The sequence below is a fragment of the Clostridium sp. MF28 genome (assembly GCF_002969175.1).
GTDB classification, from domain to species: domain Bacteria; phylum Bacillota; class Clostridia; order Clostridiales; family Clostridiaceae; genus Clostridium; species Clostridium beijerinckii.
The window spans coordinates 5,603,053-5,620,005 of the sequence record NZ_CP014331.1 but is presented as its reverse complement, the minus strand read 5'-3'; the positions used below and the strand labels follow the sequence as shown (position 1 = coordinate 5,620,005).

Genomic DNA, 16,953 nt, shown 5'->3' with positions numbered 1-16,953 from the left:
CAGCATAGCTGCTCTTTTTAAATGTGTATATTTTTTTATTAGTTCCTAACCCTTGAATCTTATATCCTCACTTTGAGCCATTCTTTCTAAAACTTCTGCAGGATTCTTTACCTTTGCTAGAAGAATCATTGCTGCTATAATATATGGCTTATAGCTTGCTTCTTTATAAAGTGGAACTCTGTAACGATCAAATACAGAATCTTCAACTTCACCTTTCTCACATGACAAATTACTAATATCAGCTGGTAAGCAATGTAAATAAAGTGCCTTTCCATCTTTAGTTGTTTTCATTAATTCCTCTGTACATTCCCAATCTTTATGTTCTGCATTTTGAGCAAGAAGTTTTTTCTCTAATTCTTTAATACCTTCAGAATCGCCTTCTGAATAAAGATCAGTACGTTCTTTCATTGCTGCAAAAGGAGCCCAGCTCTTTGGATATACTATATCTGCATCTTTAAATGCTTCTGCCATATTATTAGTTTTTGTGAATGTTCCACCTGATTCCTTAGCATTATTACGAGCTATATTTTCAACTTCTTCCATTACTTCATAGCCTTCTGGATGTGCTAAGCAAACGTCCATACCGAAACGTGTCATTAATCCTATAACCCCTTGTGGTACAGATAATGGTTTACCGTAAGATGGTGAATAAGCCCAAGACATAGCTATTTTTTTACCCTTTAAATTTTCAATGCCACCAAACTCATGTATGATATGTAGCATATCTGCCATAACTTGAGTTGGATGATCAATATCACATTGTAGATTTACTAATGTTGGTTTTTGTTCAAGAACTCCATCTTCATATCCTTCCTTTACTGCATCAGCAACTGTATGCATATATTTATTTCCTTTTCCAATATACATATCATCACGGATTCCGATGACATCAGCCATAAATGAAATCATGTTAGCTGTTTCCCTTACAGTTTCACCATGAGCGACTTGACTTTTTCCTTCATCTAGGTCTTGTACTTCAAGTCCTAAAAGATTACATGCACTAGCATATGAAAAACGAGTACGTGTTGAATTATCACGGAATAATGAAATTCCAAGTCCACTATCAAACAATCTTGTTGATTTATTATTTTTACGTAAATCTCTTAATGCATCTGCCACTTCATAAACTGCTTTTAACTCATCTGTAGTTTTCTCCCATGTAAGGAAAAAATCATTTTTATACATTTCATCAATTTTCAGGTTTTTTAATTCATTTATATATTTATCGACAATACTCATAATTTTAATATCCCCCTTAATTTCTACTAATAATATTTATTTATTTGAAGTATATATAGTTGGAACAGCAGCATAAACCGCAGCACATTTTACTAAATCTTCTTTCCATGTCTTTTCATTAGGAGCATGTGCTTGAGCTTCTGCGCCAGGCCCAAATCCTATTACAGGAATTCCGTTACGTCCCATAATTGAAACACCGTTTGTAGAGAATGTCCATTTGTCAGTAAGTGGACGAGCTTTTCTCATTGCTTCATTTTCACCAGCACCGATTCTTGTTGTGCCGTAAAGACCTTTATATGCCTCTTCTAATGCTTTTGTTACAATATGATCTTCTGGAATTACCCAAGTTGGGAAGTAGCATTCAATTGGGTATACTAAACCAGTGTAGCTTGGTCTATCATAGTTATACATACTTACTGTTGCATTGTATTTTTTAACAGCTGGAAGTTGACGAATTTCTTCTAAACAGCTTTCCCAAGTTTCACCTGCTGTCATACGACGGTCTAATGAAATTGAGCATGAGTCAGCAACTGCGCAACGGCTTGGTGAAGTATAGAATACTTGAGAAGTTGTAACAGTACCTCTTCCTAAAAAGTTAGCCTCTTTAAATTCCGGGTTGTATTTTTCATCTAACATTTTTACTAAGCCTTTGATTTCTTTATTATCAGCTGCGTCATTTTCGTTAAGGTCACGAATGTTCATTAATATTTCAGCCATTTTGTAAATTGCGTTGTCTCCTCTTTCTGGAGCTGAACCGTGGCATGAAATTCCTTGAACATCAACACGGATTTCCATACGGCCTCTTTGTCCTCTGTAAATACCACCATCTGTTGGCTCTGTAGAAACTACAAATTCAGGTGTGATTTTACTTTCTTTGATTATATATTCCCAGCAAAGTCCATCACAATCTTCTTCTTGAACTGAACCAACAACTAATACTGTGTATTTTTCATTTAAAAGCCCTAAGTCTTTCATTATTTTTGCACCATAAACAGATGAAACAATTCCGCCTAATTGATCAGAAGTACCACGTCCACCTATTTCAGTTTCTGTTTCATATCCTTCGTATGGATCAAAGTCCCAGTTATCTCTGTTTCCTATACCAACTGTGTCAATATGAGCATCAAAGCCTATTAAAGTTTCTCCTGTACCCATATATCCTAAAATATTACCCATTGGATCTATTTCTACTTTATCAAATCCAACGCCTTTCATTTCTTGTTCTATTCTTTTTATAACACCTTCTTCTTCTGCACTTTCACCAGGTATTGCAACTAAATCACGAAGAAATTTGGTCATATCCTCCTTATAGTTTTCAGACTTTGATTTAATTTGATCAAAATTCATATTCTCTTCCCCTATCTTAATTAATATTTTATTTGGAATCATATTTATAACGGAAATAAATGCTTGTCTACTTTGTTTGTAATGATATTCAGTAGCCTATAAAATCCACTTCTGAAATATTATTATTAAATTAATCTCCTATATATTCTACAAATCATTTCCTTACCTAAAAAAAATTTTTTATACCAAATTTATTTTTATGGTAATATCATACATCTTTTCAATTAAATTGTAAATATTTTCAAGTTATCTTTTTTAATAATATTTCTATTATTTTTTTACTATCAGAAAACAAAATTAATCATATGTAATACACTATTGTATTTTTATAGAATTAATGCTAATATTATAAAAATCATAATAAAACCGAACTAAACATTATCAAACATGACTATATAAAACATATTTAAATATTTTATTATATATTTATTCTATTTTGCATTGATTTTTAACAATTGTAATCTACTATAATTAAAATTTTTTAGATTGACTGCTACAGAATTATGTTATATTTTTTCACAATTTTTTAGTTTGTCTAACTTTTAAGGAGGAATTAATATGGATTTTTCACCTTTATGGATTTCTATAAAAACTGCTACATTATCAACAGTAATAACATTCTTTTTAGGAATTATGGTTTCTTATTGGATGTCAAATTTCAAAGGAAAATCTAAAGGAATAATAGATGGGTTATTTACTTTACCTTTAATTCTTCCTCCAACTGTTGTAGGCTTCTTTTTATTGCTTATCTGTGGTAAAAATGGTCCTATAGGAAAGCTACTAGATCTCTTTAATACTTCTTTAATTTTCAGCTGGAGTGCTACGGTTATTGCTGCTATAGTGGTTTCATTTCCTATGATGTATAGAACCACACGTTCTGCTTTTGAGCAAATAGATATCAATATTCTTTCTGCTGCCAGAACTCTTGGCCTTAGTGAATTTAAAATATTTTATAAAATCGCTATTCCATTAGCCATGCCAGGTATTATAGGTGGGCTAGTTTTATCTTTTGCAAGAGCTATGGGTGAATTTGGCGCAACACTTATGCTAGCAGGTAATATCCCTGGAAAAACTCAAACTATGCCACTTGCAATATTCTTTGCAGCCGAAGGTGGAGATATGCAAAAAGCAATTCTTTGGGTTATCATAATTGTTACTTTATCATTATTTCTAATTCTAATATTAAACTATTGGTCAGAAGTTCAGTTAAAGCTTATGGGAAGGGGTGCTAGATAATGTCATTATATGTAAATATAGCAAAACATCTTTCCTCATTTAATTTAAATGTGAATTTTGAACATAAAAGCGGTGTTCTAGGTTTCTTAGGTTCATCAGGATCCGGAAAAAGTATGAGTTTAAAATGTATATCTGGATTAGTTACTCCTTCTAGAGGAAAAATAATTGTAAATGATAAGATTTTTTTTGATTCAGAGAATAAAATTAATTTAACTCCACAGAAAAGAAAAATCGGTTATCTATTTCAAAATTATGCTTTGTTTCCTAATATGAATATAATTGATAATATTGAAATAGGCATTTCTAATATGGAAAAAGATCAAAAGGAATCCTTAATCAAAGAATATATAGAAAGATTACATCTTGGTGGACTCGAAAAACGCTATCCTTGGCAGTTATCTGGCGGGCAGCAGCAAAGAGTAGCTTTAGCTAGGGCACTTATAACGTCCCCTGATATTTTACTTTTGGATGAGCCTTTCTCTGCTTTAGATCAACATTTAAGAAATGATTTAGAAAAAGAATTAATGTCTATAGTAAAAGATTATAGTGGTAATGTTATCTTTGTTACTCATGATATAGCTGAAGCTTATAGAGTTTGCGACAATATAATTGTTTATGAAAATGGAGTTTCTTTAGAAAATCGAGAAAAGAAAGACTTATTTAAACATCCTAAAAGTCTTACAGAAGCTACATTAACAGGATGTAAAAACATATCTAAAGCTAAAAAGACTGGGAAAAATACCATTTATGCTGAAAATTGGGGACACGAATATGTTATTAATGACGAAATTCCAGACAATATCCAATATATCTGCATAAGAGCTCATGATATTGAAATATGTACAAACAATAATGAAAACATTAATACTTTTCCTTATACCATTGATACTATTATAGAAAACCCCTTTGAATTTACTATATATATGAAAAACAATACTAAAAAAGATGCAAAATTGATTGAATTTAAGGTAGAAAAAAAGAATATGAATTTCTCTCTAAACACTAGTGTATATCTCAACTTTCCAAATGACAATCTATTTTATTTTTAGACTTAAGTCATTTACTACTATATATATAATTAAAAAGTCCCATTTTAAATTTATGTGAATATACAAAAGGTGATGGATAATCTTAAGTTAACTTTTCCATCACCTTTGTATAAAACTGCAAATCAAGACTACAATAATCTTCTTATATAAATAGAAAGAGGTGAATTTTAATATAATTTCTAAATTCATCTTTTTCTTAATAAATACTATTTAATAACCTTGAATTCATATCCCTGTTGTTTTAAATATTCTATAATTCCTGGTAATGCTTTTGCTGTTTCTTCTTTACCGTAAGTATCATGCATCAAAATTATTGCCTTTTCCCTTCCTGCTGTAGTTTTTATAACTTCCTGCCTTAATTGCTCTGCATTCTTAGGTGCACCTTCCGCATCCTGAGATAATGAATTCCAATCTATTTGATGATAATCTTTTTCATGTAAAGCCTTGTCCATAGTATCCATACCAACTGAATCTTTATTCTTCCAAGTCATATGCCCACCTGGAAATCTAATAGCTCTAGTTGAAAAATCTTCTCCTAAAACCTTTTTTAGAGACTCATTTGTTTTTTCAATGTCAGACATACAATTCGATAAGTTTATCTTTCCATTTGGATATAAATAATTATAATTATGTGAATAAGTATGATTACCTATAGAATTTCCTTCAGATAATTCTCGTTTAACTATATTTTTAGTGTTCTCATCTTTATCTAGTGATTTTCCCACAATAAAGAATGTTGCATGCACATTCTCCGACTTCAAAATATCTAGTATTTGAGGTGTAACTGTTTCCGATGGACCATCATCAAATGTTAAATATACTACTTTCTTACCGTCTGCTCCATCTGGCTTTTGCCCCTTCATTTGCTGATTCAAATACTTTTCAATAAATGAAGAATCTTCTACTTCTGAATTACTCTCAACATTCAGAGAATCTCGGTTATCCTTTTTATCATTTGAATTTGAATCTGAATCTCCACTTTGCTTAGTGTCATCAAGTGCTTGTACTTCTTGTCTATTTTTGGAAAACTTCGCTGCAATGAGAGAGCTACCTCCGACTATTAAAAAAACTATAGTCATAAATAAAATAATTATTCTAGCTTTTTTTATGTTATTATCTTTACTTTTATTATACCTATAATTTTTTCTCATATATTTATTTCCTCCTATAGCTAGATTAATTTACATTTTTATAAGTATATCATATTTGTTTTACTTATTGCACAGAAGTTCGACTTAAATATAAATTATGTAATTTTTTGTAATAATCTATATATTTTCTGTCGTTTTATTGTATACTTTTCCATAAAAATCACTTCACTACAATATACGACATTATTTATGCTAATTTAGCTATTTACAAGCTCTAATATATGTTACTAATAGTATATACTAACTCAGCATGTACAATACTATTATCAATTAGTATTCTAATTCCATATTACTTTAAAATAACCATAAATAATTTATTCAAATCCAAAACCGCTATTAAGAAATTTATAATTTTTCTTTTATTTTTTTAGTCTGCCATCATACTGACACAATGATATACTAAAATAAGTACATAAAGTTAATAAAATCTTTTTTTCATAAATATTTACCCTATAATATAAAAAACAAAGAGCAACATTCATATTACCCCTATGTATGTTGCTCTTTGTTTTTATAGTTTTAAATAATAATGCTAAAGCATTATTACAGTTTATCTTATTTATAATAAATATCATATTTTTATATTTAAAACCGAAGTGATAAGTGTTTTAAGCTTTATATACAATCTAAAGCCAATATACGCTGACGACTTTCTAGCTACATCTTTATATTGATTGTCAAGCCACTCGTAATCATAAATTTTAAAAAACATATCATCAATTTCTTTATCATTCATTATCTCACCTACTTATATATGCTCTCAATAAAATTGATAATTTTTCTAACTGTATCTAAGAACAACTATTGCTATACATGTGCTTGTTCATGTTTCATAATATATTATGACTTATAATATATTAAATTTCATAGAAAACATCTAAATTACAATTTGCTATGTGGTCTTATATAAAATATTAATATCTTATACCTCCATACTTTATATGAAAAACAAATTATTATTAATAATTTTCATATTTATTGCTATTTATATAATAATCTCCCTTTGCATGTCCTTCTTTTTCTCTATATAAATGTCAAGCGCTCTTATACCTCTATTAGCTAGCTTTATAAATAATATGAATGCATATATAAATGTCAAGCTAGAAATGTAACTTTTTGATCATTTAAGAATGTGGTTTTTTAATCTTCTTCTTGTTTAAAATGATCTTTTAGTCTATATGATTTTCCATTGATTGTAACAACATGGGCGTGATGTAAAATTCTATCTAAGATAGCACTAGCTATAACAGGATCATAAAAAATATCATCCCAAGAGTTAAAATTTATGTTGGTAGTTAAGATAGTGCTTTTTTTCTCATACCTCATATCAATTAATTGGAAAAACAGTTTCGAATCTTCTTTATCTATAGGTAAATACCCCAATTCATCAATAATAAGAAGTTTATACTTACTAAAATGCTTAAGTCTAGCATCTAACCTATTCTCTAAATTTGCTCGTTTTAGCTGCTGCAGCAAATCATTACACTTAATGAAATATGTACTGTACCGGCGCTTCGCAGCCGCGATTCCTATAGATGTCGCAAGATGTGTTTTCCCAACTCCGCTAGAACCTAAAAATACAATATTTTCTTGTGATTCTAAAAAACGCAGTGTTAAAAAATCCAATATTTGATCTTTATTAATTCCAGGTTGAAAATTAAAGTCAAAATCTTTAATTTCCTTTTGATGTGGAAAAGCCCCAACCTTAACCATTGATTTAATCATATTGGCTTCTTTACAGTCGATCTCGTGAGCTGTAAGCTTAATTAAAGCATCAACAAAAGATAGATTGTTTTTTGTTGTAAAATCAATAACTTCGTCCAAATGAGTAATCATTTGCTTCATCTTCAAATATTCTAAATTATTTATGAGTTGTGTATATGTACTATTCATTTTGATATATTTCTCCTATCATTTTCAAATTATTTCTGGCTACTTCTATCATTTCATATGAATTTTTATTAAATGTTAAACCACTGATTTCAGCATAATGATCAGCATGATAATTTAACTTCTGATTTTTTATTCTATGAATAGTAACTAACTTTGTGCTATAATACACATGTAGTTGATCATCATAAACTTGAAGTTTTAGTTTTTTACCTATATATTCTGGTGGTACAGAATATTGGTTTGATTTATATGAAATCATACTTTGGCGATTTACTTTAACATTTGTGGTGATTATTTTGTGGTGATTTCTTATCTGTACTTTAGGCAGTTCTGATAAGAAATCTTTTTCTTTTTCTAAATGCAATATGGGTATTTTACCAGTTGATGTATGGCATGTACCATTAATTCTATTGTTTAAATCCGAAACAAGCTTATGCAGACCTTCATAATCTAAGGTTCCATTATAGGCCCTTATTTCGTCTAATAGTTTCATAGGAGCCTCAACTTTTGCTTTTGTATTCGGTCTTCCTGCTATGCAGGGACGGACCTTAAATCCATAGTCATCTGCAAATTGTTGAAATTTATTGTTTACTTTTCCCTTAGAATAAGTAGTTCGAGGGTTATCCATAACTGTTTTCATGTTATCTGTTAGTAATTCTTTTGGCACACCTCCAAAAGTTTCGAATGACTCATCTAAAAAAGATAGTAGTATATCTTGCGTTTTATCAATCGATAATTTATATACTCTAAACCTTGAGTATGAAAGGATTGCCACAAAAATATTTATATTAATAATTTCACCTGTAGTCAAAACAAATTCTATATTTTCTTTCCAATCCAATTGTGCTTGTTGCCCTTTCTCCGTTTCATATCGCATAGGCGAAGCATTTGATATATGTCCTTTTTTCCTATTATTAAAGTACTCATTAAATTCTGAGTGATTAGAAATGTATCTTCTAAACGAAGATTGTGCGCAATCTAGTCCATGATTATCTTTTAGATATTGCCATAAAATACGTTTATAATAAAATACTTGAATTGAATCTTTGCTAAGAAGCTCTTTTATAATAGGCTCAAAAGCTTCTATTTTAGATTTGCATTTTCTAGTGGTAGGTTTGACATATCCATTTATATATTTGCCTACGGTTCGAGGATCAACTCCAAGTTCTCTAGCTATTTGGCTTTTATTTACTTTCAAATTGTTTACCTCCATAAGTGGCTTTAATTTATGAAGATCTTCTACCTTATTTATTTTAATTTCTGAATAAATGTTTGTTTGTATAATCATAATTACCCCCAATAAATATTGGGTAATTATAATTTATAAAAACTAATTTGTACATTCTTAAATGATCATTTCCTTACATTCTTATCTTATCATTTATAGCATATATTGATAAAGCAAATATTACTATTGATAATATTAAATATACTATAATTAGTATGGCACTTAATATTGTAGTGCTTGTTGGATGCATAAAAAATTCCTCCCCAATCTATTATTAATTAAAATTGCATTTAAGATTATACCATTAATTACCTATAACCACAATCATCTATAAATATTATTATTAGGTTACTTCTATACTTTTTCTATATCAATTTAAATTTAAAATAAAATTTTATAACGTCAAAAAGAACCCTATTTCTAGAGCTCTTAGTTAAGTTTACTCTCTATATCATTTCTCATTATTACACCTTGGCACAATAATATAAAACTTATTTAAGGCTTTACATTTGGGACATTTCACTTTAATATCATATTTCCCCTCTTTAGCACTTACTAGTTTAGCACTAGCTATTGATGAAGTCTCTCCTTCAAAATTCAATACTCTTTCTGTTTCTGGAGTCGTGTATTCCCATGCAAAACTTATATCACACTTAGAGCATTTCTGTATTGAACTTAATAACATTAATCTTCCTCCTCTTATATAACTAATTGTATATAAAGCTTTCTCCTCTTATACAGCTAATTGTATATAAAGGCTACTCTATCCATATGCACCTTTCCTTTTTGACCATAAATATCGCCTCCTCTCATATAAGTTAATTATACAAAAGTTGGAATATTCCTTCTGTAAATTTTAATAAATAAATATTAATCTACAAACACAAAAATTCATCCTTAAATAAAAATTGCCACCAATTTGATAAGTGGTGGCAAACGGGTGGAAACTCCCGTAATACTTTTAATTAATTTCTTGTACAAATAACTATTCTCAAGCTCTTGGATGAGTATGCATGTATATATAGTTTATTTTATCATTATTGATTATCTCATAGTACGTATCCATATATGTTAATACCTGATTACCGAGTAACTTCTGAACAGCCCTAACATTTGCTCCATTTTGAAGAAGATGAACAGCAAATGAATGTCTGAAAGTGTTTAAATTAACGTCTTTATCTATACCAGCTTTTCTAGAGTATTCTTTAACAATTCTCCAAATACCTTGTCTTGTAAGCTTATTACCATTTAAATTCACAAAAAGGTTAGAAACACCGCACTGTGCTATCTTATACCTTATGCTTAGATATTCTGTTAATGCTTTACAAGCACTTCTTCCTATAGGAATAAGCCTTTCATAATGCTTGTTATCTGTACATTTTACAAAATTTAAATCAAGATTGACATCATCTACATTTAATGCAATAAGTTCTGAAACTTTCATTCCAGTAGCGTACATCAACTCTAACAATGCATTATCACGAATTCCTTTTGAGCAGTCTTTTTCCACTATTCTAATTATCTTATCTACTTCTTCAATGGTCAAAATTTGTGGCAATTTTCTATTATTTTTTGAACTCTTATATTCAATTTTAGGAACTTCCTTAATTAAAGTTTCACTTTTCAAATATGAATAGAAATTCCTTAGACTTATAACTATTCTATTTATAGATCTTTCTGATTTTCCTTGATTAGTGAGATTTTGTATATATGACATAACCGTTGATTTATCACTTTCATATAAGTCTATCTTTTTTCTATTTAAGAATTTTAAATAGAGACTAACATCAGTTACATATGCATATATAGTATTCTCACTTTTACCACTCTCAAACAAATAATTTTTATAATTATTTATACTATTTATCATTATTAACTCCTATACCATTGATTATGATTAGCATTCGACCAAATCGTCATTTTTCTTTCCTTATTTAAAATCATCTTTTGTTTTATAAATAGAATTTATTAGCCACAAATCTTATCAAAGATGGTGATATATAAGTTTCAATTAATATGCCTATTGTAAATAATATTAGGATGACAATTAATTTATTTAATACACCATCTAAAAAAGGATCTTTTATCTTTCCATGTTTGAAAAATCTTCCCTTAAACCTTTCTGTAGACATAGATAAACTAATAACACTTAATGCTATGAAACATGGAATATATATTAAATTCTGAGGAACAATAGATATTAAGGCTAGTCCCATCCCTTTTCCTTGAAAAGTAGTTATCATGAAAGAAAAAGTATACCCTAATGTAAAACCTTTTAATAAGTCCAAAATTAATATTACAGGAGCTCCAAAAAAAGTTAAACCTAATATAAATATAGGTATAATAATTAGTATATTTTTCTTTATAACCTCGAATAATAAATTTCCATAATTGATAGGATGGCTACCTATAGAATTAGTAAAACTAAAAAAATAATTTGTTAAATCCGTTTTATCTGATTCCCCCATATATTTAACAGTGTAAAGCCCAAAAGATATTCCTAAACAAAACATTATCAGTACAATGAAAAAATAGGCTTTCTTATCCCTAAAAGTATCATTTAGTTTAGTAAGTAAAAAATTCATCTCTTATTCCTCCTTTAGTTACTCTACTTTATACTATGTTTTATATTTGAAGTTTATTCCAGCACCTAATTATAAATATGTAAATCCGAAAAAAAAAATCTTATGCATATAGAAAATAACTTCTATATACATAAGATTTAAAAAATTTTTATAATGTATTAAATACTAATTACTATCATATCTCCATCCATTATCATCGTTATATATCATAAGTTTTGTCATTCCGCCATCTATATTAATATTTTCTCCATTAATAAAGCTGTTTTCTTCATTACACAAAAACATAGCTGCTCTCGCTATATCTTTTGGATTCCCTATTCTGCCTGATGGATGCTGCAATAAATCACTCTCACTATACTTTGGTACATATTCTTCATCATAATAAGAACCTGTATCAATCCAACCTGGGCTAATCGAATTCACCCTGACTTTATTAGAAAGACTAACAGAAAGCCCATGAGTCAATGCCAAAATTCCGCCTTTAGCAGCTGTATAACTTTCTGTATCAGATTGTGACATATAGGCTCTAGTAGATGAAATATTTACAATTGCACCATTTTTATTAAAATTATTCATAAGTAACTGGGTTAATATGTATGGCGCGGTTACTCCAACTTTGAGTACATAATTAAAATCTTCATATGAACATTTAGAAATAATTCCTTTTTTATTAATACAAGCATTATTAATGAGGTAATCTATATTTTTATATTTTTTTATTATAAACTCTGCAAACTTATATAAAGTATCCTCTTCTGCAATATCGCCTAAAAAGAATTCAACTTCTCCACCTTTTCTTTTTATATATTCTACATTTTCATTCCCTGCTTCTTTATTTTTATCAATGAAGATAACTTTAGCACCGACATTTGAAAATTCTCTTGTTAAACATCTTCCTATCCCTAAAGCTCCTCCAGTAATTATGCATACTTTATTTTTATAATCCATAATATATCTTAGTGCAAGAGTTAAATCACACTAAAAATTCACCTCCGTAAATAAGTCAAAATAATAAACTATTATAGTTGCTAATATTATAACACACTAGCGAATTTTTAATGATCAATCTTATTTTAAACTAAATAATTATATTCGTGAACTATAAATGAATTATTTAAGAAAATGCTTTACATACCTATTATATGTGTTTCAGAATATCTTACACAGGTTGTAAAACTCTTAGCTTTTCATAAGCTTTTTGAGTATAAGGGGTAGGAACTCCCAAATCTTTTCCCATCCTACATAAATCGCCACAGAATAATTCAAGCTCAAATTTTTTCCCAGATACAACATCTCTATGCATTGAACTTATACTTTTTTTAGATAAGCTTTTTAGTGTATTGATTGCATTCTCATAAATATTAGGATGAAGATTTATTCCCTTACTTCTAGCAACTTCTTCGCATTCCTTTGCTACATTACAAAATGTTTCAAATTTCATTTTATCTTCTAATATTCCTTTTACTTTCACATCGTAGTATGAATCAGTTATATTAAAAGCACAATTAAATACGTAGTTATTCCATGCAAAAATTTCTGCATCTCTTCTTACCTCACATAAAATATTTGATTTAGTTAAAACATTATAGATCCGTTCTAAATCTCTTTTATACATAGGGCGTTTTTTATTAGATGATATAAATATTCTAGTATTTTGGCTAGTATGCTTAATAACTCCATCACCTTCAATTTTTGAGCTAATTGACATAATAGCATCTGTTACTTTTCCTTTTCTTAAGTAAGAATATAACTTATTTCCGCCGTCTACCCCATTAATTATAGGAATAATTAAAGTATGATCACCTACCATAGGTAAAATTGCTTTTGCTGCCGCCTTTAAAGAATATCCTTTTACGCAAACAAAGATAATGTCAACAACACCAATTTCATCTGAATCATCTGTTGCAAGTGTAGGAAAAACAGTAAAATTTCCATTTATTTCACTTTTCAATGAAATTCCATCAGTCTTTATTTTATTTAATATTTTTCCATACGCTACAACATTAACATTTTCTTTGCTTCTACAAAGCATAGCAGCAATATATCCACCTATCGCTCCCATTCCAATTATTCCAATCTTCATAATATATTCTTCCTTTCTTTTATATTTTTAATATAAATTCAAATATTTTTCTAGCTTATTACTATTTTAGCTTATCTTAATGTATAATAAAAATATATATTAGTTATGAATACTATAATTAGGAGTTATACTATGATTTTTGATCTAAATCTTTATAAAGTCTTTCTCACAGTGGCCAAATGTAAGAATATATCACGTGCAGCTGAAATTCTTTTTGTTTCTCAGCCTGCTGTAAGTAAATCAATAAAAACATTAGAAACTTCTTTTAATGTAACCTTATTTTCGAGAAGTTCAAAAGGTGTGACCCTAACACCAGAAGGAAAAATATTATTTAATCACATAGAAAATGCTTTTGATGAACTTAACCTTGGAGAGAATATTTTGGAAAAGCTAAAAAATAAAGAAACTGGTACAATTAATTTAGGTGTAAGCACAACAATTGGAAAAAATTATTTTTTGCCTAGATTTCGAGAATTTATAAAAGAATATCCTTATTTTAAGACTAGGATAATAAATAAACCTACTTTGGATACAATAAAGTTAGTTCAAGAAGAGAAATTAGATTTAGGCATAATTGGTACTACTTCCACCCAAGATGATCTTAATTTTATAAGGCTTTGCAAAATTCAAGATATCCTAGTAGCAAGTGGTGCTTATTTAGAAAAACTAAACTTGAATTCTGCTGACGATGCATTATTAGCTGAAGGATCTTTTATGCTTCTTGAAAATCCTAACGCTACGCGAGAACATATAGAAAGCTATTTTAATAAACATAATATCAATATCATTCCGGATATTGAAGCCAGCAATATGGATTTTTTAATTGAATGCGCAAAAATGGGACTTGGTATTACTTCTGTTATAAAAGAGTTTTTAAATGATGAGCTTGAAAATAAGATCCTTTTAGAAATTCCTCTAAAAGATGAGATTCCTCCCAGATATATAGGTGTGATCTATAAGAATTCAAATAATCTTTCAATAGCCGCTAAAACACTTATTGATTTCCTAAAAAAGTGATTTAAGTAATTATATAAAATTTAAAATTATGTAATTGAACTTTTATTATAATAGCTTTAAAATAAGTATAAATTATTAAATAAAAAAATTTATAGGAGGCAAGCATATGTCATTCAAAGAAATTGAAATTAAAACCCTAAATATAAATCCATTCACTCTCATCGGACACGAATGGTTATTAATCACAGCTGGTACTGAAAATAAATTTAATACCATGACTGCAAGTTGGGGAGGACTAGGCGTATTCTGGGGTAAAAACTCAGCTACTGTATACATTAGACCTGGACGTTACACAAAACAATTTGTAGATTCAAATGATACATTTACATTATCATTTTTTAGCGAAGATTACAGAAAAGCTTTAAATATTTGTGGAAGTCTTTCTGGAAGAGATAATAACAAAGTTGAAAAAGCAAATTTAACTCCAATTTTTGATGAAAGTAATACTTACTTTAAAGAAGCTAAAATGGTGGTAGTATGCAAAAAAATGTATCATACAGAAATTAAACCTGAGAACTTTGATAATCCTTCTTTTGATGAGAAAATTTATCCTGAAAAAGATTATCACACAATTTATATTGGAGAAATCGTAAAAATATTGGTTAATGAATAAACCTGCTACAAAACAAAGATCATATCTAAAATTCTTAATTTAAGATATGATCTTCTAGATTCACACGATATATTTTATATTAAAGATTCTAACTTATTAAATATTTCTTTATTGACCTTCTTTAAGTTAATTATCTTGAAGTCATTGTTAACAAAAACATGTAATGTACTTCCTTTAGAGATTTCTTTTTGATCATTTTCTCTGATAACGGAATAATTAAACTCTACCTTAACAGGCGTTAGTTGCTTAACCCATGTTTTTATGATTAATTCATCTTCATATTTTGCTCCTATAATATATTTACAATTACTTTCAGCTAAAGGTATCAGTATGCCATTTTCCTCCATTTCACTGTAGCTTATATTACTTCCTTTTATGAAATCAGTTCTCCCTGCCTCAAACCAAATAAAGTAATTAGAATGATGAACAATTCCCATTTTATCTGTTTCTGCATATCTTACTACAATCTTTGTTTCACTTATATACAATTAAAGCACTCCTTCTTATGATAAATATACTATTTATTTGATAATTTCTGTATAAAAAAAAAGACAGCCATTATGACTATCTTTAATACTTACCTCGCAACGTCCTACTCTCCCACACAGTCTCCCATGCAGTACCATCGGCGCTATAGACCTTAACTTTCCTGTTCGAAACGGGAAGGAGTGTTACCTCTATGCCATCATCACGAGATATTGGCTCCGCGAAGAGGACTCGAACCTCCAACCTATCGGTTAACAGCCGAGTGCTCCACCATTGAGCTATCGCGGAACGCTATTTGAAAGAATTTGTTCTTTCAAAATTGCACATAAGTGAGGGTCCAAATTTTATATCTGGGTACTCGAACTTACTCAGCGAACGCCAGTGAGTCGAGCTTCCTCTATTAATGTATATTACAACTTGATTATATTGGTCAAGCCCTCGACCTATTAGTATCAGTCAGCTAAATACGTTGCCGCACTTACACCTCTGACCTATCAACCTTGTAGTCTTCAAGGGGTCTTACTAGCTTATGCTATGGGAAATCTCATCTTGAGGTGGGCTTCACACTTAGATGCTTTCAGCGTTTATCCCTTCCCGACTTAGCTACCCAGCTATGCTTCTGGCGAAACAACTGGTACACCATAGGTCAGTCCATCCCGGTCCTCTCGTACTAAGGACAGCTCCTCTCAGATTTCCTACGCCCGCGACGGATAGGGACCGAACTGTCTCACGACGTTCTGAACCCAGCTCGCGTGCCGCTTTAATGGGCGAACAGCCCAACCCTTGGGACCTACTTCAGCCCCAGGATGCGACGAGCCGACATCGAGGTGCCAAACCTCCCCGTCGATGTGAACTCTTGGGGGAGATCAGCCTGTTATCCCCGAGGTAGCTTTTATCCGTTGAGCGATGGCCCTCCCACGAGGTACCACCGGATCACTAAGCCCGACTTTCGTCCCTGCTCCACTTGTAGGTGTCGCAGTCAGGCTCCCTTCTGCCTTTACACTCTTCGAACGATTTCCGACCGTT

16 protein-coding genes, 1 tRNA gene and 2 rRNA genes (1 of these 19 only partly in view) are annotated in these 16,953 nt (G+C 29.9%); 4 read left to right on the top strand and 15 right to left on the bottom strand.

The annotated features are described in order from the left end of the window. Nucleotides 1-45: 45 nt before the first annotated feature. Both ygeW and AXY43_RS24870 read right to left on the bottom strand, forming a co-directional pair. Nucleotides 46-1,239: a knotted carbamoyltransferase YgeW gene (gene ygeW, locus AXY43_RS24875; protein WP_105412324.1), complete on the bottom strand. Its 1,194-nt coding sequence runs from the start codon at nt 1,237-1,239 to the stop codon at nt 46-48. A gap of 36 nt (nt 1,240-1,275) precedes the next feature. Continuing rightward, the gene (locus AXY43_RS24870; protein WP_105412323.1) at nt 1,276-2,586 is read right to left on the bottom strand and encodes a YgeY family selenium metabolism-linked hydrolase; all 1,311 of its coding nucleotides are present in this window, start codon (nt 2,584-2,586) and stop codon (nt 1,276-1,278) included. Nucleotides 2,587-3,144: 558 nt separating this feature from the next. On the opposite strand from AXY43_RS24870, the gene modB reads away from it, so the two are divergent. Then, nucleotides 3,145-3,822, top strand: a complete 678-nt coding sequence (modB, locus tag AXY43_RS24865; RefSeq protein ID WP_423236889.1) for a molybdate ABC transporter permease subunit — start codon at nt 3,145-3,147, stop codon at nt 3,820-3,822. Then, nucleotides 3,822-4,871: a sulfate/molybdate ABC transporter ATP-binding protein gene (locus AXY43_RS24860; RefSeq protein ID WP_105412321.1), complete on the top strand. Its 1,050-nt coding sequence runs from the start codon at nt 3,822-3,824 to the stop codon at nt 4,869-4,871. The genes modB and AXY43_RS24860 overlap by 1 nt, the downstream gene beginning before the upstream one ends. 206 nt (nt 4,872-5,077) lie before the next feature. Here the strand turns inward: AXY43_RS24860 and AXY43_RS24855 are convergent, their stop codons facing one another. From AXY43_RS24855 to AXY43_RS24820, 9 genes are all read right to left on the bottom strand, one after another. Beyond that, nucleotides 5,078-6,022 (bottom strand): polysaccharide deacetylase family protein, encoded by a 945-nt coding sequence (locus AXY43_RS24855; protein WP_105412320.1) that lies wholly within the window; start codon nt 6,020-6,022, stop codon nt 5,078-5,080. 571 nt (nt 6,023-6,593) lie between these two features. Continuing rightward, the gene (locus AXY43_RS28210; RefSeq protein ID WP_181246136.1) at nt 6,594-6,758 is read right to left on the bottom strand and encodes a hypothetical protein; all 165 of its coding nucleotides are present in this window, start codon (nt 6,756-6,758) and stop codon (nt 6,594-6,596) included. A 404-nt stretch (nt 6,759-7,162) separates the two neighbouring features. Then, entirely contained in the window at nt 7,163-7,915 is a 753-nt protein-coding gene (gene istB / locus AXY43_RS24850) for an IS21-like element helper ATPase IstB (RefSeq protein ID WP_078114545.1), read from the bottom strand. Then, nucleotides 7,908-9,203, bottom strand: a complete 1,296-nt coding sequence (gene istA, locus AXY43_RS24845; protein ID WP_105410817.1) for an IS21 family transposase — start codon at nt 9,201-9,203, stop codon at nt 7,908-7,910. Before istA ends, istB begins: the two co-directional genes overlap by 8 nt. Before the next feature lie 391 nt (nt 9,204-9,594). Further along, on the bottom strand, nt 9,595-9,828 hold the full coding sequence (locus tag AXY43_RS24840; protein ID WP_017212907.1) for a hypothetical protein: 234 nt from the start codon (nt 9,826-9,828) through the stop codon (nt 9,595-9,597). A 306-nt stretch (nt 9,829-10,134) separates the two neighbouring features. Beyond that, nucleotides 10,135-11,013 carry a tyrosine-type recombinase/integrase gene (locus AXY43_RS24835; RefSeq protein ID WP_017212908.1) on the bottom strand — a complete coding sequence of 293 codons (879 nt, stop codon included), beginning with the start codon at nt 11,011-11,013 and terminating at the stop codon, nt 10,135-10,137. A gap of 82 nt (nt 11,014-11,095) precedes the next feature. Continuing rightward, a complete protein-coding gene (gene spoIIM / locus AXY43_RS24830) occupies nt 11,096-11,728 on the bottom strand; it encodes a stage II sporulation protein M (protein ID WP_023976443.1) in 633 nt (210 codons plus the stop codon). A 165-nt stretch (nt 11,729-11,893) separates the two neighbouring features. After that, nucleotides 11,894-12,676 (bottom strand): SDR family oxidoreductase, encoded by a 783-nt coding sequence (locus AXY43_RS24825; protein WP_031276223.1) that lies wholly within the window; start codon nt 12,674-12,676, stop codon nt 11,894-11,896. Between the two features lie 211 nt (nt 12,677-12,887). Continuing rightward, entirely contained in the window at nt 12,888-13,811 is a 924-nt protein-coding gene (locus tag AXY43_RS24820; RefSeq protein WP_105412319.1) for a ketopantoate reductase family protein, read from the bottom strand. A gap of 132 nt (nt 13,812-13,943) precedes the next feature. Here AXY43_RS24820 and AXY43_RS24815 point away from each other — a divergent pair, with 132 nt between their 5' ends. Then, entirely contained in the window at nt 13,944-14,828 is an 885-nt protein-coding gene (locus tag AXY43_RS24815; RefSeq protein ID WP_105412318.1) for a LysR family transcriptional regulator, read from the top strand. Nucleotides 14,829-14,934: 106 nt separating this feature from the next. Further along, nucleotides 14,935-15,441, top strand: coding sequence for a flavin reductase family protein (locus tag AXY43_RS24810; protein ID WP_105412317.1), 507 nt, complete (start codon nt 14,935-14,937; stop codon nt 15,439-15,441). A 74-nt stretch (nt 15,442-15,515) separates the two neighbouring features. On the opposite strand, the gene AXY43_RS24805 is transcribed toward AXY43_RS24810, so the two are convergent. The 4 genes from AXY43_RS24805 to AXY43_RS24790 all read right to left on the bottom strand — a co-directional run. Further along, nucleotides 15,516-15,929 (bottom strand): acyl-CoA thioesterase, encoded by a 414-nt coding sequence (locus AXY43_RS24805; protein WP_087703043.1) that lies wholly within the window; start codon nt 15,927-15,929, stop codon nt 15,516-15,518. Nucleotides 15,930-16,020: 91 nt separating this feature from the next. After that, nucleotides 16,021-16,137, bottom strand: a 5S ribosomal RNA gene (gene rrf, locus AXY43_RS24800). Between the two features lie 3 nt (nt 16,138-16,140). Further along, nucleotides 16,141-16,215: transfer RNA gene (locus AXY43_RS24795), tRNA-Asn, on the bottom strand. 138 nt (nt 16,216-16,353) lie between these two features. Beyond that, nucleotides 16,354-16,953: ribosomal RNA gene (locus AXY43_RS24790) — 23S ribosomal RNA — on the bottom strand (it continues 2,310 nt past the right edge of the window).

Excerpts from the sequence above, each read along its gene's own strand:
- ygeW (WP_105412324.1), bottom strand. The coding sequence starts at position 1,239 with ATGAGTATTGTCGATAAATATATAAATGAATTAAAAAACCTGAAAATT.
- AXY43_RS24870 (WP_105412323.1), bottom strand. The coding sequence starts at position 2,586 with ATGAATTTTGATCAAATTAAATCAAAGTCTGAAAACTATAAGGAGGAT.
- modB (WP_423236889.1), top strand. The coding sequence starts at position 3,145 with ATGGATTTTTCACCTTTATGGATTTCTATAAAAACTGCTACATTATCA.
- AXY43_RS24860 (WP_105412321.1), top strand. The coding sequence starts at position 3,822 with ATGTCATTATATGTAAATATAGCAAAACATCTTTCCTCATTTAATTTA.
- AXY43_RS24855 (WP_105412320.1), bottom strand. The coding sequence starts at position 6,022 with ATGAGAAAAAATTATAGGTATAATAAAAGTAAAGATAATAACATAAAA.
- AXY43_RS28210 (WP_181246136.1), bottom strand. The coding sequence starts at position 6,758 with ATGAATGATAAAGAAATTGATGATATGTTTTTTAAAATTTATGATTAC.
- istB (WP_078114545.1), bottom strand. The coding sequence starts at position 7,915 with ATGAATAGTACATATACACAACTCATAAATAATTTAGAATATTTGAAG.
- istA (WP_105410817.1), bottom strand. The coding sequence starts at position 9,203 with ATGATTATACAAACAAACATTTATTCAGAAATTAAAATAAATAAGGTA.
- AXY43_RS24840 (WP_017212907.1), bottom strand. The coding sequence starts at position 9,828 with ATGTTATTAAGTTCAATACAGAAATGCTCTAAGTGTGATATAAGTTTT.
- AXY43_RS24835 (WP_017212908.1), bottom strand. The coding sequence starts at position 11,013 with ATGATAAATAGTATAAATAATTATAAAAATTATTTGTTTGAGAGTGGT.
- spoIIM (WP_023976443.1), bottom strand. The coding sequence starts at position 11,728 with ATGAATTTTTTACTTACTAAACTAAATGATACTTTTAGGGATAAGAAA.
- AXY43_RS24825 (WP_031276223.1), bottom strand. The coding sequence starts at position 12,676 with ATGGATTATAAAAATAAAGTATGCATAATTACTGGAGGAGCTTTAGGG.
- AXY43_RS24820 (WP_105412319.1), bottom strand. The coding sequence starts at position 13,811 with ATGAAGATTGGAATAATTGGAATGGGAGCGATAGGTGGATATATTGCT.
- AXY43_RS24815 (WP_105412318.1), top strand. The coding sequence starts at position 13,944 with ATGATTTTTGATCTAAATCTTTATAAAGTCTTTCTCACAGTGGCCAAA.
- AXY43_RS24810 (WP_105412317.1), top strand. The coding sequence starts at position 14,935 with ATGTCATTCAAAGAAATTGAAATTAAAACCCTAAATATAAATCCATTC.